Genomic DNA, 16,795 nt, shown 5'->3' with positions numbered 1-16,795 from the left:
TATAAAATTATTCATCATTATATGGTACAACTTACAGCATATTTATAGTAAGGTGTTAATTATGAAAGAGGCAAAGAAGAGTCCGGTAGTTAGATTAAAGGCCACAGCTAAAGAATTCAATTTTAGTAAATTAAGAGCAGATCAAGATAATAAATTAGCGAATTCCGGTGAAACAATGTTCTTAGATTTTCAAAGAATGAATTTTATTATTAATGAAAAAGAAATAGATAAAAATTTTATTATTGCATTTAAGGAAGGAGCTAAAGATTATAAAAATGAGATTTTTAACCGTGATAATTTTGATAACCTCTCTGAAGAAGGTAAAGCTTTTATGGAACCAGTACTTAAGGAGCTTGATCAAGATAGACTATCTGAAGTTTGGGAAAATCATTGTAATAGCCCTACAGTTGCTGATGAAAAAAAAATTGATGAATATAGAAAGGAATTTGAGAGATTTTATAACGCAGGGAGAAGCTCTTATCATCTATTCTCCAAAAAAGATTACCGTGCATTAGCAAAGGAAATTTTCAAGGAAATGTTCAGGTACGCTGGGGCAGAAGTTCCAAGTAATGCTATTTTAGAAGAGCTAGTCACCAATTGTAATCAAGCAGGGTATGAAGCTGGTATATTTAATGAATCTCATGCAGCACTCAGTAGTTGTAGCTTGATTCCACATAGTCCTAAAAAAGCGCTAAACATTTACTGCACTGATCACAACCACATAAAAGTGAAGTCTGATATGGCAATGCCTATAACCACGCTTAACAATCCGAAAGAGAAAATATGTGACCTATCCAGCTCATTAGAATTCACACTTGAATCTCAAGATAGCAAAAATGGTATAATATATAAAGAAGGTAAGTTATCACTTACTATTCCTGAAGAGCTAAAAAACTATAAAGATAATGGCAAGAGCTTGTTTGACATTATTAAAGAATATTTTCAGAAATTCTGTGCAGAACTAGGATTTAAATATGAGACAAAAATACAAATAGAGCATGACTTAGGTACTCAAATCAAAGTAAATAACTATTTAGATGGTACGATATCAACCATAGGATCAGATGCAAATGAAGAATTTATTAATCTTTTAAGCAAAAACCTCAGAGAGAAGTTATTGGAATCAGGAGTTGCTCTAGGAGGTGAAGACGTTGATGATATTATTGAAGTCAGAGTATCTGCAGTTATGGATCTACTGCGTGATTATACTAAATTAGAAGATAATAAAGAAAACAGAGAGTTATTAATAAGTGAAGTAGCAGATAATTTAGGGCTTTCCACTCAAGATAAAACAGCATCAGAAGTATTGATGGAATTAAACTCTTTACCTTCTTCGATAAAAGGTCAGGTTAATCATAATCAAGTGCAGTTTGTTGTAAATATTTTTACCAATTTAATTGTTGAAGGAAAAAGCGAAGTATACAAAGAAAAAAATGCAATTAATGCAATTGATGCAATTCATCAGAAGATAGATAAGGCAATTGTTGAGCAAGAAAAAAGAGCAACCAACAAACAAGATATAGAAAATGATAAATGGACAGATAAAATAAAAAAACAGAGATTATCTATGGAATCACATGGGCATTTGCATTAAAGATACTGTGTACAGAGGCGTAGTATGCTCAATTTTCGCCTTTCATTTAAAGCACTCAAATTGATCAAACACACTCAATCGAAAGCGTTTGTAGATTCGATATCTTGAGTAACTTGATGCAGAGAGAATTGTATACCTTAGTCAACTTTTCTAGCGGTATCCATAAGGTAAATCATTATTTGAGTGTTACACCCAAGCCCTCTTTATTTTCCTCTGTTATCAAGCTAAAAATACCATTTGGTTTCATTATGTATACGAAACTATTATGCTTGCAAGAAAAAAAAACCTAAAAAACTGGAAAAGAGAATAGGAATTTGACATAAGCTATTCCCAAATTTTCAATGTTCATATGGTTATAAGCAGTACAGCTATTAATCATCCATTATTGATATACCTGAATTATTCTCAGTAAATAAATCAAGTATAATGTTAGGTACTCTACCGTCAACTATGTGAACAACCCCTGCACATTCTTCTACCATTTTAGTATATGACATAAGCCTTTCAACAAATTTTTCTCCTTTAATTTTTCCACAATCAATCGATTCTTTTAAATTTTTAATCAAGACTCTTCCATTGCCAACTTTGTTTATTTCTTCATCTGTATCACTCAAGATTATCATTTTAGATGCGTAAACTGCAAGTGCAATTGCACTTGCAGTGCTATCAGTATCAATATGATATGTTTCTCCATTTTTTCCATAACCGATAGGTGCAATAACTGGTATAGAATCTGATTCTTCAATAAAGAATAATATATCAGGATTGATTTCAGTTGGTCTACCGATAAATCCCATGTCTAGTATTTTTTCAATATTATTTAATCTATTTTCCCTAAGCGTAGTGCTTATCTTTTCAGCTTTTATGAGGTTGCCATCTTTTCCACATAGTCCAATAGCTGAACCACCAGCAGAATTTATATGCTGAACAATTTTTTTATTAATTGAACCACACAGTGCCATTTCAATGATTTTCATAGTGCTTTTGTCTGTAAGTCTGACACCATTTATAAACTTATCATTCATATCTAGCATTTTTAACACTAAGTTAATTTCATATTCTCCGTCATGAACTACTACCGGATTTATACCAAGCTGTTTCAACAGAACAACATTATGCGCAAAAGCACTAAGCAGCGTTTCATCTGAGATTATTACACTGCTGCATTTGATGATAAAAGTTTCGCCTACAAATTTAGGTATGTTAGACAGAACTTCAAATAATATTTCTGTTTTTTCCTTCAATGGCATCTTACCATTTAAAGATTCATCACTTTTCATTTTTTTATCTTGTAAATTTGAAAAACTCATCTCTTACCTTGGTGATTTTATGCTTAACACGAATGCTTATTTGATGAATTGATACATGTTCATTATTAACCCACTTTTGAGTATTTTCTAGAATAGCATTTAGACTTTCCTGATTCACTTTATCTATTTTTGTTAGCACAATATTAAAGTTAATATTATTACATATTAACCAATAAACAAAGTCTTTGTCTATTTCTTTTAATCCTACCTTGCTATCTATAAGCACAAACACTCTTTTTAGATTTCTCCTGTGAATTAGATAGTACTCAATTAGGTTTAAGTATTGTACTGCTTCTTCCTTGCTTGCACAAGAATAGCCATAACCCGGTAGGTCGACAATCCTAAACTTATCATTGTACATAGAGTAAAAATTTATTTGTCTAGTGCATCCAGGTTTAGAAGAAACTCTTGCAGCTTTTTTGCTGTTTATCAGCAAGTTGATTAAACTTGATTTTCCTACGTTTGATCTACCAGCAAATGCAATCTCTGGAGCCGACTCATCTGGTAATGATTTTTTGTCTGAAGCTCCAAATATGAAGCTGCAGATTGATGTTATCTGTTTTGCCATTATACTTAGGTAGAAATATTCGAGACAATTATAGTGTTATTGCTTGATATAAGAAATTTTTTATTTCAGTATATATTACTTACTTAAACAGCTGAAAACTAGACCTGTACTATATGGATATAGAGAATAATTTACAAGACTTAAAAAAAAAGTTTTCTGATGTAGAGAGAAATCTGGAAAACCCTACCAATTTGAGTCAAAAAGAATTCGTTAGTTTTTCAAAGGAATACTCTGAACTCAGACCAATTATTGAGATAATCGATGAATATAATATATTAAAAGAGGAAATTTCAGATTTAGAAGAAATCATGAAAGATGAGAACAGCGATGGTGATATAAAAGAGTTAGCAAAAGAAGAACTTCTTGAGAAGCAAAAGATAGTATTACCGAAAGTAAAAGCAAAACTAAAGTTGGCATTATTACCCAAAGATGAAGATGACTCAAGAAATGCAATATTAGAAATTAGAGCAGGCACAGGCGGAGAAGAAGCAGCATTATTTGCAGCGATGTTATTTCGTATGTATCAAAAATATGCAGAAAGAAGAAATTGGAAGTTTGAGCCAATAAGTATTTCTAATACAGGTATAGGTGGCTATAAGGAAGCTTCTGCACTCATTAATGGAACAGAAGTTTTTGCAAGACTGAAATTTGAGTCAGGGGTGCACAGAGTACAAAGAGTGCCAGAAACTGAATCCTCAGGAAGATTGCACACTTCCGCAGCTACTGTTGCAATATTACCTGAAGTAGAAGAGGTTGACTTTGAAATAGAAGAAAAAGATTTACGCATAGATGTTTATAGATCCAGTGGTCCTGGAGGGCAATCAGTGAATACAACTGACAGCGCAGTAAGGGTCACCCACTTGCCAACAGGGATAGTTGTAATACAGCAAGATGAAAAATCGCAGCACAAAAATAAGGCTAAAGCGCTCAAAGTGTTGAGAGCAAGGCTATACGAAATTGAAAGACAAAAAAAAGAAATGGAAAGGTCAACAATGAGGAAAAGCCAAATTGGTTCTGGAGATCGCTCTGAACGTATAAGAACTTATAACTTTCCACAATCAAGAATAACAGATCATAGAATTAATCTCACTTCACATCGACTAGAACAGATTATAAAAGAAGGTGAACTAGATGAATTTATTGAGGCATTGATTTCACGAAATGAAGCAGAAAGGTTGACTGGAGGGGGTAATGTTACTTTTTGATGGAAATTTGAAACAAAGCATAGGTATCAGGTTAAAAAGAAGTAAAGTTAGTTGTTCATAAGGTTGACAATTATTTAAATTTATGCTATAATTAGCAGCTCTATAACTTACAGAAACCATGGAAGTTGACTTTAATCAATATGTTAATAGTAACACCTTAGAGTTAAATAATCTATATGTATATATGGAAAAGCTAGTAAACTTTTTACAGAAAAAGCAAAATATTACAAGCTTGACTTTATCTAATTGTTATATTGATGCTCAGTGCGGAGAAGTTTTAAATGAAGCATTAGAGAATATTAATCTTCCAAATATTACTGAGTGTAAATTAACTTCTAGCATTATTGGCGCAGAAGGCTCAATAGCAATCACTAAATTGTTAAAGAATGGTAACTTTCCAAATCTTATTAAACTTGATTTAATTTCTAATGATATTGATGTTGAAAGTGGAATAATATTAATGAGTGCGCTAAGGGGTAGTAGTTTTTCAAATATTAAAGAATTTAATTTACTTTATGACAACGTCTGCAACGAAGGCATAGCAGCATTACGTGAATCATAGAACAACAATATGCTTCCAAATCTTATTAAGTTTAGTTTTCCCTTTAGTATTACTAATGATAACAAAGATATGGAAATGTCAAACGAATACCTATTCGGTTAATAGCATCATATAGAAAAAGGCAAGTTACATTTATTTGTTGCTGCTCATAGAACATCCAAATTCAACTATAGACCTGCTAAAAGGTGTAGGAAATCTTACTGCTATTGACATTATTGCGAAAATTCCATCAATTGATAACTTCCTATTCTGTGTAAAAAAATAAGAAAGGAGAGGAAAAAAAGGATTAGTTTCTTTTATGATTATCCAAGAAGTCTAGTCTAAATTCAAGTTTTGTGAATAGGCCTAGCGCTTAAATTTTTGATTAAAAAGGGACAAGTTTAGTAAAAAATAATGATATTATAAGTGGAACATAAAATAGTCCCACTGCAGTACTAATTAGGAGCAATAAAGTAGCTTTATCTGGTTGGTAATTTAAAATATTAGCAAGTATTATACTGGATCCAGAAATTGGAATAATAGCCAGTAACATCAGTGCTTTATAGATGCTTTCATCATATATACCTGTAACATGCTTGTCTAGTAAGACAATTCCCAAAACAAATAACGGCCAGAATATGTACTTTGCTACAATAGTGGTCAAAGCAAGCTTCCAATCTACTTTAAAATTTGTAATTTGTGCAATACTTATTCCAAGCAGCACCATTCCTAATGTGATAAATGTACTTCTGATATTTATCATAACATCCGTCAAAAAAGTGGGTATTTGTATATCATATATACTTAAAAAGAAGCCTAGAATCATCGCATATAATGAAGGAAGTTTGAGTAACTTTAATATGCATTCTTTTGCAGTATAGATACCATTTGCAGCTATATAAAATCCCAAGCTATTTTCAAATAGTGCCATTCCTATGTAACAGACAACATACACAGACACTGAATCTTCATCAAATAAAGCCATGGCAATCGGTAGACCAAAATAACCCATGCTTGTGCTGCCCGAGCTAAACGCTAATATGTTTCTCGTGTTGTCCTTAAATAAAAAAGAAGAAAGATAATACACTGATAAGGACATAGTACTACCTATAAACCATATCAAAATCGGCAGAGAAATTACTTTTAAATTAACTTCTGTATGAGATACTCCGTATAAAATCACTATTGGATTAGCTATATAAAAGAGTATTTGAGATATAGTATTTCTATCAATTTTAAGATATCTTCCTGCTAAGTAACCAATAAGTATTGTAATGTAAATAGGTAATATTTTGAGGAAAAGAGTGAAGAACATACTAGCCTATTGTGATATCTTTGCTGATAAAGTGATATTAGATTTTAAGGTATTGTAAAAGCAAGTAAAATTTATTTTCCAATTAATCAAGTTCATAGTTAGTTAAAAAAGATTCACTGAGTGCCAAAATTTGTTCTTATATAGGACTTAATAATGATATTTTTATGACTAAATTATGTTAAGTTTGTATAAAGCTCCTTGTATATTTTTATAAGCCACTTTTAGTAATTTAGGTAGATTGTTGAAAAAACACTCATCTTGAATGGTTCTCAGGAATTCTTGCCTTAATCATTAAAATCGCACTATTACTTTCCATAATTTTTTAAAGCCAACTTTTTCGTAAACACGGATTGCACAAACATTTGCTATACCTGGGTCGACAAAGGCATTCTCATAAACTTTAAAGACAAATTTGTTTAAAAATATATTCAAAGCTTGTGAACCAACTCCTTTACCTACATAGTTCAGCTCTCCGATATACCAGTCTATAGCAGCACAACTTTCTGGAAGTTCTAAAGTGTTATAGATCTGTTTAGGTGGGAAATCATGTTTGTTGTAATATTGAATATAACCAATATCAACTCCATCACAATTAATAATGAATGCGTGCATTGGTTTTTCAATAATTTGTGTCTTAAATTTCAAACGTTTGAATCCTTTAACGTAGTTGCTATATTTTTTCTCAATTAACTCTGGTGTCCAATTTATATCCGTATCCCACCACTTCTTATATGGGGCATTTCTACCCATTTTAATAATAGTGAAAAATGTTCTTCTTTCAACGCTTTAAATGTGATATTTTTATTCATTAATTAAAGATTTTAAGTGTTACTACCGTTTTTATTAATTCTATCTCTAATTGCTAAGTTCATTGAAATTGATATTTCTGTACCTAGTTTTCCTGATATAGTACGCTATTTTAACGTACCGGAAGGCACAATTCAATTAACTATTGCTTATAATTTTTTAGGCGTTTGCATAGGAGGGTTATTTTTTGGTCCATTGTCTGAATGCTATGGCAGAAGAAGGATGATGATCATAGGCAACACTTTGCTACTCATCGGTGCTGTTGGCTGTGTTTTTGCGCTGTCAGTTTCTTGGCTTTTAATCTCTCGCTTTATTCAAGGCATTGGTGTTAGCACATCTGTAGTTGTGTTTGCAATTATTGCAGACAGCTATAAAGGCAACGAAGCAGTAAAATTTATTGGAATCATGAATTCTATTATCACAGTTCTCATAGCAATTGCACCAGTATTAGGCAGTTTCATCAACAAAATTGTTGGGTGGCGTGGTAACTATGCAAGTGTTGCAATACTTTGTTTCATCTCTTGGGTTTTGCTGCTTTTTCTGTTACCAGAAACAAAAAAGGACCGTGATATTTTTAGTCTAAAAAAAATGATGAAAGACTATAAAAAATTATTATCAAGTTCAAAATTTATGGTGTTGTCTTTGGCACAGAGCCTTTTTTCTGCGGCTTATATGTCATTCATTACTTGTGGCCCTTTTTTGTATATGGAAACTTTTGGTTTATCCAGCACTATTTATGCGCTACATCAAGGTGCAATGGTTGGGTCTTTCTCACTAATTAGCCTGTTTTCCAGTAAGATCTTAAAGAAACTTGGAGCAATTTGGTGTGTAATTTCCGGTACAGGCGTAATTGCTATTGGATCCCTATCACTTTTAATATTCAGTATAATCATGCCCAGTGCTTACTACTTAGTAACGCTGTCTATGGTTATTTTTTGTATTGGCTGTGGAATTTGTCAAGCAGTCATTTTCAATGCATCATTAAATATTTTCCCTGAAATGAAAGGCACAACTTCTTCTGCAATTTCATTTATTAGAGCTTCTATCATGGCTATTTTTATCGGCTTAACAAGCTACGTTTACGATGGTCAAGCAACCAGTGTAGCTATTCTTGTTTTTTTTGCAGTAGTTCTAATTTACTGTCTATTTATTGTTTTCAAGGTCTGGAAAAATCTATAATCACCATATAGATCCTTCTCATTTCTAGTTATTGCGGTAATATGTATTGTAACTTTGCTGGCTGCTCTAGATGTATCTCTTCCAAATCACCTAATCTATATTAGTTAAAGAGTATTATCTTGCTCATGCGTCTAAAGTTTGAGAGCCAATTTTCAGCAATCCAATCAAATTCCAATTTTTTTCAAACAACTGTTTCTTGCTATTTTTGTACCTTAAAAAATTTAGCTTACTTTTACGCTAGCTTGTTCAAATAGCATTAGTACGATTTACTTTTTTTGAATGTAGAGATTTTCTAGGGATTGTCCTCTTAAATTCTATAGTATCTTGTTTAACATTGAAACGAGAATCCAGTTTCAAGCATTGAAGTGACGAATCAAGAGCTGCTTTTATTCCACCACTCTCAACTACTCGAGTAGTGGACAATGGAATACGATTACTTTCGTTTATACTAATCAGCACGTCAAATTCTATGCTATTATTGTGTTGTTTGATGTTGCTAGCTCTAATTTTACCATTTCCAAACCAAAACTTTATAGAATTACTCGCATCATGATTGATGTCTGCAGAATCAGGCAAAATAGCAAAATTCGCGTTGTTTACAAATCTAGAAAACGCATTTTTGATGTCGTTAAATGTACCGTAATGGTCTATATGGTCGTCATTAATACTTGTTACAACAGCAATATCTGCAGGAATTTTTAACATAGTTCCATCAGACTCATCAGCCTCAATTAAGAAAATGTCACTTTTGCCAAGTTTTGCATTACTCTGATAGGAATTTAATATTCCTCCAACAATTACAGTGGCGTCAGCACCAGAATGATCAAAAATGGAAGCAATCATAGCTGTCGTCGTCGTCTTGCCACTTGAACCTGAAACTGCTATCACATATTTACCTTTCATAATTTTAACCAGCATGTCTGACCTATGCAAAACGGTTTTATTGTTATTTCTTGCTGCAACTAGCTCCACATTATCAGGTTTTATTGCGGAAGAATGTACAACTATTTGAGCTTGTCTAATACTACTTGCATCGTGACCAATATAGACCTCTATACCTAATTTTTGTAACCTATCTATATTGTCGTTTGATCGCGTATCACTGCCTTGAACTTTATAACTGGAATTATGAAGAATTTCAGCAATTGCGCTCATTCCAATTCCACCTATACCGATTATATGTATTACTTCTTTTTTAGTGCTGTGCATATTTGGCAGTAGACGTTTACTTATTACTAAATTTATTATAGTATAATTTAAAATCCTCATGGTATCGAACCATTTCACTAAGTACAATGATAAAAAAACTAGCCTTTCTATGTCTAATATTCGTTTTGATGAGTAGTTGTAGTTTTAGCAATAGGTGTAATCACACTGCAGGTCATTATAAAATTGGCAATAGCTATACAATAAATGGTATCACCTACCACCCAAAATACTGTAGCTGTTACGAAGAAGTAGGAATAGCATCGTGGTATGGAATAGAAGATCATGGCACAATTACAGCCAACGGTGAAGTGTTTAATCGTCACTTGATTTCTGCAGCACATAAGACCTTGCCCCTACCCTGCTTTGTTCGTGTTACTAATTTAGAAAATGGAAGAAAGCTTGTTATAAGAGTTAATGATAGAGGGCCATTTGTTGAAGGTAGAATAATAGACTTGTCAGAAAAAGCAGCACAAGTTTTAGGACTTCATAAGTCTGGGCTTGCGAAGGTAAAAGTCGAGTACTTAAGAAAGAGGTCAGAACAATTGATACAAAATACTCCTCATTACAAAAGGCAATATGAAAAAGAAATGCAGAAACGTCACCCAAAACAAAACAATGCAGAAAGTAAGGGATATGTAGCATTTTTTGTAAACGCTCAGGTAGCTAAATCAGCTGCATCAAAGCTTCGTAATCAAGGAATAGAAAATGTTAGATTGCTTTTCAAGAATGATCAATATTGCGTAAAAGTAAGTTAAAACCTGCATGGCTTTGTTGCATAGCTAGTGTTGGTTGAGGTTATTGTAAGAAGAAAAGCTTTTTAATATATGGCTACTAACGAATTTTGTTGTAAAATAGGCATTTTTCAAACAAGTACAACTTATGCCACAAAAAATGAGAGTAAGTAACCAAAGAGAATATAACGAGTTTCTCAAAAAAAGAGGAAATGTTTTTCATTTTGTTAATCAAGCCATAGAAAATTGGTATGAAAATAGTCCAAAAGTTGCAGGTGGCAATAACACTTATAGTGATAAAGTTGTAATTTTAATACACATAATAGTTCATCTTTTTAGAATTGGCTTGAGACAAGCTGTAGGTTTTGTAAAAGGTTATATGGTACAAATAGGCAAAAAACTTAAGATTATCAGCTATACACAAGCTTCCAGAAGATTTAAAAAGCTTAATTTGAAGATTGATGACCATAGAAGCAATAAAGATGATCTGGAAAATGTTGAAATTGCCGTAGATAGCACTAGAGTTAGTATCTACAATAATAACGGTGGGCATAGTAAGCTTAATATTCGAAAAAGAAAATACAGTGGTTATGGTCAAGTAAGAAAATTACATGTTGTTTTAAACATAAATGATAAGAAAGCAATAAGCATGAACTACACTAGTGGTGTTGCTGTAGACTATTTGCCGGTCTGCGATATGTTAGAAGAAGTCAGTGATAAATATAACATTTGTTCTATTCGAGCAGATGCGGCTTATGATATAAAAAGTGTGTATAAAGAATGCAGAAAATACAATATTGTGCCTATTATTCGCCCTAGGAAGGATACTAAAATTTGTTTAGCTGACTACTTATCAGAAAGAAACAAGTATATTAGTAGAATTAGGTCATATGAGAATTATGAAGATGGTATTAATGAATGGAAGAAAAAAGTTAAGTATGGAGCACGGTCTTATATTGAAGTCTTTTTCTATAGGTTGAAGCAAATATTTGGGTTTGGCTTGAAAAATAAATCAGAGGTAAATCGTGAAAAAGAGCTGTTAATTAAGTGCTACTTATTGAACAAATTTACTGATATAGGTATGGCTGAATTTAAATTAGCTGCGTAAATTCACTGTGATTTACATGCCTATCAGTGCTATGCAACAAAGCCAACCTGCATTACAGATTGTGTAGCATGACAGAAACTATTTGACAAATGAGAATGTTCCAAAAGCATGTGCGTTAAATTGAGAAACTATCGTGAAATATAGCAATATTTAAGATTGGTATTTTATTTGTTACATTTCAGGTAGTGACAGCTACCTCAGATGTAGCTGTAAAAAATAATCTACCACTTAAGAAATTTCATTAAAAAAATAGCATAATCTTATTTCTCTAAAAAATACTATCTTCAACTTGAATATGTTGAAAAATATTTTGCGTATTATCCAAAAAGTCATCCTTTATAGCAGCTAGCTCGGATTGTTTTTGAGATAGATTATCTTCTATTGTTCTATTAAAACAATCAAGATCATTGCACTTTAGTTGAGAGCGCATGTCTCCATTTTCATATAAACCTCGTATAACGTCATAATATGCTCGAGTTTCATCAGTTTCTGGTTGTTGCTTTTCTTTGAGTATTGCCTTTAATTTTGAATCTATGTCTAATTCTCTTTTTATAGCTTCAGTAGAATTTTTATGATATTTTTCATAATCTTCAAAACTTTTTAATATTTTACCTTTGATTTCATTTTGTAACATCTTTAGCAAATCTTTAGCATGAGGTTTTTCAATTTTTTCCTTCCACTCATCATACGTATATTCTTGTCGACTACCATATTTTTTATCTTGACACTCACTTCCTATGTTAAACAGCTCTTTGTTACAGATTTTATCACCCTTATAAAAGTAATCGCTTATATTAATTTTATCGCTAGTTAAAGTTTGTCTAATTGCTGCTTTATTTTCTGCAAGTTCTTCTCTGTACTTGCTAATGCAATTTAGTAATTCTTTTTTGCAATCTGTAGTCATAATCTAGCTCCTTTAATAAAATTAGACCTAATTTAGTGTAAAATAATTAATATTTTATTACTATTTTGGTTATAACTAAGATAGTAATGAGAAGTTCAGTGTCTACAAAGTTCGTTTAAACTATTTTCAAAATGGGTATAATATAATTTTAGGTTAATAAAATGAATTACGATGTAATCATTTCAGGTAGTGGGCTAATTGGTCTTATTACTGCTATTGGCCTGAGTAATGACTCTGTATCTGTAGCCGTAATTGAGAAAAATAGTTTACCACGTGCAGTTGATGATAATCGAGCATTTGCCATTTCTCAAGGATCAAAAAAAATACTAGAAAAATTAGGGATTTGGCGGCTCTTAGAAGGCGAAACTGAACCAATACTTGATATATGCATATTAGATGGAGATAGTCCATTTACTGTGCATTATGACCATAAAATGGTTGGTGAAGAGCCAATGGGCTATGTAATCAAGAGCGCTATTATATGGAATGCAATCAATAAAAATTTTTTGCATAAACTCAATATATATTCTCCACGTTCCTATAAAACAATCTCTTGTGACGAAGGATACATGGAAGTTACTCTTGATAATGATCAAAAATTGATATCATCACTATTTATCTGTGCTGAAGGTAAAAACTCTAGGTTGCCAGAGTTGTTTTCTATACCAATGATAAAATTTGATTATAAACAAAATAGCATGGTATTTAATGTAAAACATGAATTACATCACCAAAACTTAGCTGTAGAGCGGTTTTTTCCTGGTGGTCCATTTGCAATTTTGCCAATGAAAGGTGGCTATACTTCTTCAATAGTTTGGACAGAAAAATGCGAAATTTCAAAAATGCTGATGAGCTTATCCGAAGAGGAATTTGTCATAGAACTCAAAAAAAGATTTGGTTCTTATTTGGGAGAAATTGAATTAGAGGGTGAAAGAAGATTCTATCCTTTGAGTTTTTCTTTTGCAAGAAAGCTGCATAAAAGCAGAATTTTGCTGATTGGCGATGCAGCACATTCAATCCACCCGGTTGCAGGTCAAGGACTTAACCTTGGAATGAGAGATGTAGAGAGTGTTATTAGACAAATAACTGCTGCAAAATCCTCTGGCATTGATGTTGGCAGTAATTATCTATTGAAGAAAATTTCATATGACAGATACTTTGATAATTTTACTATGGCACTTGCAACTGATGGACTAAATAGAATATTTTCCAACAGAATACTTTGCGCTCAAGTTCTGAGAAATCTTGGTTTAATGGTAGTTGAAAATTCAGATTTTCTTAAAAAAAGCTTCGTTCGACATGCTATGGGGTTTATATAAATCATTAGATTTCTTTCATCATAATCAGGTATCATTAGAGTAGTTGACACTGGAGCTCAAATTCCATAATGTCATGCCAGTGCCCAGACACTGGCATCCAGAAAAATTTATAAGCAAACTTGAGTTATGCTAAATTTGATGAAACGAAAAACTGGATTCCAGTGGGCTTTGTTGCACCACTCAAGGAAAGAACAGGCAGTTACTGATGGAATTTGTTATAAAATAGATATTTAGCCGACAAAGGAAAAATATGCCAATAAGAATGAAAGTCAGTAACTGCAATGAATATAACAAATTTCTTCAAGAAAGGGGAAATGTTTTTCATTATATCAACGATGCCATTGAAAATTGGTACGAAAATAGTCCAAAAGTAGCAGGTGGCAACAATGTCTACAGCGACAAAGTAGTGATTCTAATTCACATAATAACCTATCTATTCAGGATTGGTCTTAGGCAAACAGTGGGATTTATAGAGAAATATCTTGAGCAAATAGGGAAAATTTTGCAAATTATCAGCTATTCGCAGGCTTCAAGAAGGTTTAAAAAGCTTAATATCAAAATCAACGACTGCAGAGTTGATAAGAACGATATGGAAGATATTGAAATTGCTATAGATAGTACAGGTATCAGCATCTACAATAATATTCCAGGCCATAGTAAGGCAAATGGTACAGATAGAAAGTATCGCCGCTATGAGCAAACAAGAAAGCTACATGTAATGCTAGAGATAGGTAGTAAAAAAGTTATAGCTGCAAAATACAGTAGTGGAGTTTATTCCGACCACTATGGAGCCTGTGATCTTATTGAAAGAGTGGATACCAAGTATAACATAAGCACGATATATGCAGATAGGGCATATAATCGAAAGAAGTTATACAAACTGTGCGATGAGCTTGAAATAAAGACAAGGATTCCTCCGCAAAATAATGCAGTAGAGCATCCAAAGTTGGATTATATGAATGAGAGAAATTCTACAATCAAGCTCATAAAGTCATATGATGAAGATGGTATGAAGAGGTGGAAAAAAGAGATAAATTATTGGAAGAGATCTTATATAGAAAGTTTTTTCTCGCGACTGAAGCAAATATTTGGATTTAGTTTTAGGAATAAATCTGAGATTAATCGTGAGAAGGAACTGCTACTCAAGTGTTATTTGCTTAACAAATTTACTGAAATAGGCATGGCTAAGTTTGATATAGCTTCATGAATTTATTATACATTACCCACTATCCGAAGAGCTGTGCAACAAAGCCATCCCAGTGTCAAGCACTGGGATGACAAGAAGAAAGAGTACTGGCATTACATTAAATGATTCTCCTTATTTTAGCATTAAACGCGATGAAGAAAATCATTTATAATCGCTATAGCAACTAGTGTTGAAACCTGACGTACCTTTTGGCTTGACAAACGAGAGTTTTTATCTGATTTGACAACAAGGGCTTCTAGATGACTTTGAAAGTAAATATTACTATGCTTATCTTCGATAGCTTCTATTAATCCGTCATTGGCAAACGCTGCAATTTTATATCCAAGTAGCTCTAGCCTTCTTCTATTCTCTGTAGTATTACTTACTGTACCTGAATGAGCATTCGGAAAATAAGTTGAAAACCAGCCATTTTGATTAGGTAGTAAAAATCTAGCTACCACTTTTTCCAAACTACTACCTGGAACAATTTTTATCTGCTGAAGAGGTATATTCTCTTTTTGTGGATAGGATGCTGATTTTAAATGATTCTTCTCATCATTAACAACATTTGTTATTTCAATTTCTTTTGCATGCATAATGTCTTGTAAACCACCGCATATGGCAAGCAAATGAATTGTAGGATTGTCATCTACTATTTTTACAATTGCTTCATTCACAAGCTGGCGGTAAGGGTTAAGAGCTGAATGAAAGTTATCTGAAATAAATATTCTGTTTATCTTTTGCTCTTTGATAAATTTTGCAACTTCAACTTTTATTCGATCTAGTATCAGCTTTTTTGCCAATATTTCATCTTGTTTTGCGAACTCTTCTTGGATTTCTTTTAGATTAATTATTTTGTCGTAGTCAATGAATATAGTTTTAACCCCAAAATTATTGAATATCTCATAGATATTTTGAGATTCATCTGTTTGCAATAAACCAACAATTATATTATAATTTACTGCATTTTCCACTGTCAAGGCAGGTAATTCTTTGTTTACTTTTTCACTATAAGCGATATTACTTAATAGTAGAAATGTAATTAATAGTATATTAAATATTCTATTGTAACATTTATACATTATTTCCTAAATAATTATATTAATATTATAATATATTATAGAACATTAAGAAAAAGAATGTGGCCTGAGCAGGAATCGAACCAGCGACACAAGGATTTTCAGTCCTTTGCTCTACCAACTGAGCTATCAGGCCAACTACGTACTTTCATTTTTAGATAAAAAACGTTATCATGTCCATCAAAAGTTTTTGAAGTATAGAAACAAAGAATGAACATTAGTAACAAAATAGGAATTTATCCTGGTACATTTGACCCCATAACTTTTGGGCACCTTGACATAATAAAAAGAGCATGTAAGCTAGTCGATAAGTTGATAATTGGTGTTGCAGAGAATGTTAATAAACATACTAATTTTGACATAAGACTGCGCACAAGCATGGCTAAAAATGAAGTGAAAGGAGCAGGAATTGATGCAGATATTATATCCTTTAATGGGTTGCTAGTGAAGTTTGCCAAAGAGCAAAATGCTTCTGTTATTATTAGAGGACTGAGAGCAGTATCGGATTTTGATTACGAGTTTCAAATGAGTTGGGTAAATTATAAGCTCTTTCCTGAAATCGAAACTATATTTCTTCCTGCATCTGAGGATACTCAATTTATCTCATCAAGTTTTGTAAAGGAAATAGCGAGATTAGGAGGAGATGTTAGCAACTTTGTGTCAAAAAGTGTCCAAAGTGAATTGATTAATCTAAATAGGGTAGAAAATGGAGAATAAGTATTTGTTGTCTTTTTTATTTC

The 16,795-nt window shown here is 32.3% G+C and carries 15 protein-coding genes, 1 tRNA gene and 1 pseudogene; 9 read left to right on the top strand and 8 right to left on the bottom strand.

The window, feature by feature from the left end; genetic code table 11:
* Positions 1 to 61: 61 nt before the first annotated feature.
* The gene (locus AAGE00_RS03930; protein WP_007302823.1) at positions 62 to 1,594 is read left to right on the top strand and encodes a hypothetical protein; all 1,533 of its coding nucleotides are present in this window, start codon (positions 62 to 64) and stop codon (positions 1,592 to 1,594) included.
* 371 nt (positions 1,595 to 1,965) lie between these two features.
* Here AAGE00_RS03930 and argB read toward each other — a convergent pair whose 3' ends face one another.
* Both argB and yihA read right to left on the bottom strand, forming a co-directional pair.
* Positions 1,966 to 2,874, bottom strand: coding sequence for an acetylglutamate kinase (argB, locus tag AAGE00_RS03925; protein ID WP_012481724.1), 909 nt, complete (start codon positions 2,872 to 2,874; stop codon positions 1,966 to 1,968).
* Between the two features lie 4 nt (positions 2,875 to 2,878).
* A complete protein-coding gene (yihA, locus tag AAGE00_RS03920; protein ID WP_007302825.1) occupies positions 2,879 to 3,472 on the bottom strand; it encodes a ribosome biogenesis GTP-binding protein YihA/YsxC in 594 nt (197 codons plus the stop codon).
* A gap of 113 nt (positions 3,473 to 3,585) precedes the next feature.
* Between yihA and prfA the strand changes: the two genes are divergently transcribed.
* Complete coding sequence (gene prfA / locus AAGE00_RS03915) at positions 3,586 to 4,677, top strand: peptide chain release factor 1 (protein WP_007302826.1); 1,092 nt, start codon at positions 3,586 to 3,588, stop codon at positions 4,675 to 4,677.
* Positions 4,678 to 4,795: 118 nt separating this feature from the next.
* Positions 4,796 to 5,239, top strand: coding sequence for a hypothetical protein (locus tag AAGE00_RS03910; RefSeq protein ID WP_012481725.1), 444 nt, complete (start codon positions 4,796 to 4,798; stop codon positions 5,237 to 5,239).
* A gap of 364 nt (positions 5,240 to 5,603) precedes the next feature.
* Here the strand turns inward: AAGE00_RS03910 and AAGE00_RS03905 are convergent, their stop codons facing one another.
* The gene (locus tag AAGE00_RS03905) at positions 5,604 to 6,533 is read right to left on the bottom strand and encodes an AEC family transporter (RefSeq protein ID WP_007302828.1); all 930 of its coding nucleotides are present in this window, start codon (positions 6,531 to 6,533) and stop codon (positions 5,604 to 5,606) included.
* 291 nt (positions 6,534 to 6,824) lie between these two features.
* Complete coding sequence (locus AAGE00_RS03900) at positions 6,825 to 7,283, bottom strand: GNAT family N-acetyltransferase (RefSeq protein ID WP_250147191.1); 459 nt, start codon at positions 7,281 to 7,283, stop codon at positions 6,825 to 6,827.
* A 75-nt stretch (positions 7,284 to 7,358) separates the two neighbouring features.
* Here AAGE00_RS03900 and AAGE00_RS03895 point away from each other — a divergent pair, with 75 nt between their 5' ends.
* The gene (locus AAGE00_RS03895) at positions 7,359 to 8,519 is read left to right on the top strand and encodes a multidrug effflux MFS transporter (RefSeq protein ID WP_264684792.1); all 1,161 of its coding nucleotides are present in this window, start codon (positions 7,359 to 7,361) and stop codon (positions 8,517 to 8,519) included.
* A 440-nt stretch (positions 8,520 to 8,959) separates the two neighbouring features.
* Here the strand turns inward: AAGE00_RS03895 and AAGE00_RS03890 are convergent.
* Positions 8,960 to 9,788 (bottom strand): annotated as a pseudogene (locus AAGE00_RS03890) (Mur ligase domain-containing protein); the annotation flags it as partial.
* A gap of 26 nt (positions 9,789 to 9,814) precedes the next feature.
* On the opposite strand from AAGE00_RS03890, the gene AAGE00_RS03885 reads away from it, so the two are divergent.
* Together AAGE00_RS03885 and AAGE00_RS03880 are read left to right on the top strand one after the other, a co-directional pair.
* Complete coding sequence (locus tag AAGE00_RS03885) at positions 9,815 to 10,483, top strand: septal ring lytic transglycosylase RlpA family protein (protein ID WP_012481726.1); 669 nt, start codon at positions 9,815 to 9,817, stop codon at positions 10,481 to 10,483.
* 124 nt (positions 10,484 to 10,607) lie between these two features.
* Positions 10,608 to 11,567, top strand: a complete 960-nt coding sequence (locus AAGE00_RS03880; protein ID WP_341815149.1) for an IS5 family transposase — start codon at positions 10,608 to 10,610, stop codon at positions 11,565 to 11,567.
* Positions 11,568 to 11,835: 268 nt separating this feature from the next.
* Here the strand turns inward: AAGE00_RS03880 and AAGE00_RS03875 are convergent, their stop codons facing one another.
* The gene (locus AAGE00_RS03875) at positions 11,836 to 12,471 is read right to left on the bottom strand and encodes a hypothetical protein (protein ID WP_052264692.1); all 636 of its coding nucleotides are present in this window, start codon (positions 12,469 to 12,471) and stop codon (positions 11,836 to 11,838) included.
* Between the two features lie 161 nt (positions 12,472 to 12,632).
* Here AAGE00_RS03875 and ubiH point away from each other — a divergent pair, with 161 nt between their 5' ends.
* Both ubiH and AAGE00_RS03865 read left to right on the top strand, forming a co-directional pair.
* A complete protein-coding gene (gene ubiH / locus AAGE00_RS03870; protein ID WP_007302833.1) occupies positions 12,633 to 13,790 on the top strand; it encodes a 2-octaprenyl-6-methoxyphenyl hydroxylase in 1,158 nt (385 codons plus the stop codon).
* 250 nt (positions 13,791 to 14,040) lie between these two features.
* Positions 14,041 to 14,997, top strand: coding sequence for an IS5 family transposase (locus AAGE00_RS03865; RefSeq protein ID WP_341815148.1), 957 nt, complete (start codon positions 14,041 to 14,043; stop codon positions 14,995 to 14,997).
* A gap of 122 nt (positions 14,998 to 15,119) precedes the next feature.
* Here the strand turns inward: AAGE00_RS03865 and AAGE00_RS03860 are convergent, their stop codons facing one another.
* Both AAGE00_RS03860 and AAGE00_RS03855 read right to left on the bottom strand, forming a co-directional pair.
* Entirely contained in the window at positions 15,120 to 16,058 is a 939-nt protein-coding gene (locus tag AAGE00_RS03860; RefSeq protein ID WP_007302834.1) for a gamma-glutamyl-gamma-aminobutyrate hydrolase family protein, read from the bottom strand.
* 60 nt (positions 16,059 to 16,118) lie between these two features.
* Positions 16,119 to 16,191, bottom strand: a tRNA-Phe gene (locus tag AAGE00_RS03855).
* A gap of 74 nt (positions 16,192 to 16,265) precedes the next feature.
* Between AAGE00_RS03855 and coaD the strand changes: the two genes are divergently transcribed.
* Positions 16,266 to 16,772, top strand: coding sequence for a pantetheine-phosphate adenylyltransferase (coaD, locus tag AAGE00_RS03850; protein ID WP_007302835.1), 507 nt, complete (start codon positions 16,266 to 16,268; stop codon positions 16,770 to 16,772).
* Positions 16,773 to 16,795 lie beyond the last annotated feature (23 nt).

Origin of the sequence: Wolbachia endosymbiont (group B) of Aricia artaxerxes, assembly GCF_964026975.1 — a bacterium.
Classification (GTDB): Bacteria; Pseudomonadota; Alphaproteobacteria; order Rickettsiales; family Anaplasmataceae; genus Wolbachia.
The sequence above is the reverse complement of the archived record's forward strand: the minus strand, read 5'-3'. Positions and strand labels throughout refer to the sequence as shown.